1 protein-coding gene is annotated in these 1,505 nt (G+C 52.3%); it reads right to left on the reverse strand.

The window, feature by feature from the left end:
* Nucleotides 1–70: 70 nt before the first annotated feature.
* Nucleotides 71–1,419, reverse strand: a protein-coding gene (locus tag ACJ5NV_RS20370; protein WP_411646708.1) for an IS3 family transposase whose coding sequence is annotated in 2 segments (ribosomal slippage) — nt 71–1,086 and nt 1,086–1,419 — 1,350 coding nt in all. Because the reading frame shifts where the segments join, the coding sequence is not laid out codon by codon here.
* Between the last annotated feature and the right edge of the window lie 86 nt (nt 1,420–1,505).

The following is a 1,505-nucleotide window of genomic DNA, read 5'->3' on the forward strand; positions in this document are numbered from 1 at the left end:
TGTCCGTCATCAAATGGTTTGAGACAAATGGCGTTTTGACTTTGAAGAGTTATCGCTCATCTGGTTTTAGTTAAGCAGCGGATTTAGCGTGCTGCAAGCGCCTTAGGCTCATAGTTTGCCTTTTTGTCCTTTCTCGTTCGAGCAGTATTGTGTGGCCGCGGCCTGTGTAGACGTCGGCGGGTGTCAGGTTTTTCAGACTTTCGTGGTAACGCTGGTGATTATAGTGACCGACAAAGGCGGCAATTTGCGCTTCAAGATCACCGGGCAGGAAGTAATTTTCGAGCAGAATGCGGTTCTTGAGCGTTTGATGCCAACGCTCGATCTTGCCTTGGGTCTGCGGATGATAAGGTGCGCCGCGCGTGTGCGGCATGCCTTTGTCTTCCAGATATTCTGCCAGTTCGCCAGAGATGTAGCAGGGGCCGTTGTCTGACAGCAGGCGTGGACGGTGAACAACATGTGCCTGATCAAGCCCGGTTTCTTCCAGCGCTTGGTTCAACGTGTCCTGCACATCAGATGCGGCCATGCCGGTACAAAGCTTCCAGGTGATGATGTACCGACTATAATCATCCAATACGGTCGATAAATAGAACCAACCCCAGCCAATAACTTTGAGATACGTGAAGTCAGTCTGCCAAAGCTGGTTGGGTGCTGTCGTTTTTTCTCGGAACTCATCTGCCGCTTTAATGACGATGAAGTTCGGGCTGGTGATGAGATCATGTGAGCGAAGAAGCCTGTAAACACTGGATTCTGAGACAAAGTAGCTGCGCTCGTCAGTGAACGTGACCGCCAGTTCTCGTGGGCTTAGTTCTGGCCGCGCCAAGGCCATTTCCAGCATCGCTTTTCGGATATCGTCCGGAATGCGGTTCCAAACGCGACCCGGATGCGGCTTGCGATCCTCAAGCCCAGCCTCACCACGCTGCAGGAAGCGATTGTACCAACGATAGAAAGTCGGGCGCGACACGCCCAACTTTTCCAAAGTCTGTTTAACCGGCAGATGCGAATCCTCGACTAACCTGATGATTTCTAACTTTTCTGATGCTGGATATCTCATTCTGGGTCGTCCCCAGCCGCAAGCATGCTTTTTTTGAGAAGGCGCAGCTCCAGCGTTTGCTCGGCCACAACTTCTTTCAGATCGCGGGCCTCAGCTTTCAAACTGGTGACTTCACCGGACGTCGCCTGGCGCGCTGTGTCGCCAGCCAATCGCTTCTTCCCAGCCTCCATGAAGTCCTTAGACCAATTGTAATACAGGCTCTCTGCAATCCCCTCACGGCGGCACAATTCTGAGATCGAGCTCTCTCCGCGCAGGCCATCCAGAACAATCCGGATCTTCTCTTCGGCAGAGAACTTTCGCCGCGTCTTGCGCTTGATTTCTTTGACATGTTTGTCAGCCGATCCGTTCGGCCCAGTCTTCGTTCTCATCTCGTATCCTTTCAAGGAATACGATGAACCGAAAACTCTCCCTAAGCAAAAGTACCGCTCTGTCTCAATGGCCGTGACGGGTTACA

The organism is Loktanella agnita, from assembly GCF_046640325.1.
Classification (GTDB): domain Bacteria; phylum Pseudomonadota; class Alphaproteobacteria; order Rhodobacterales; family Rhodobacteraceae; genus Yoonia; species Yoonia agnita.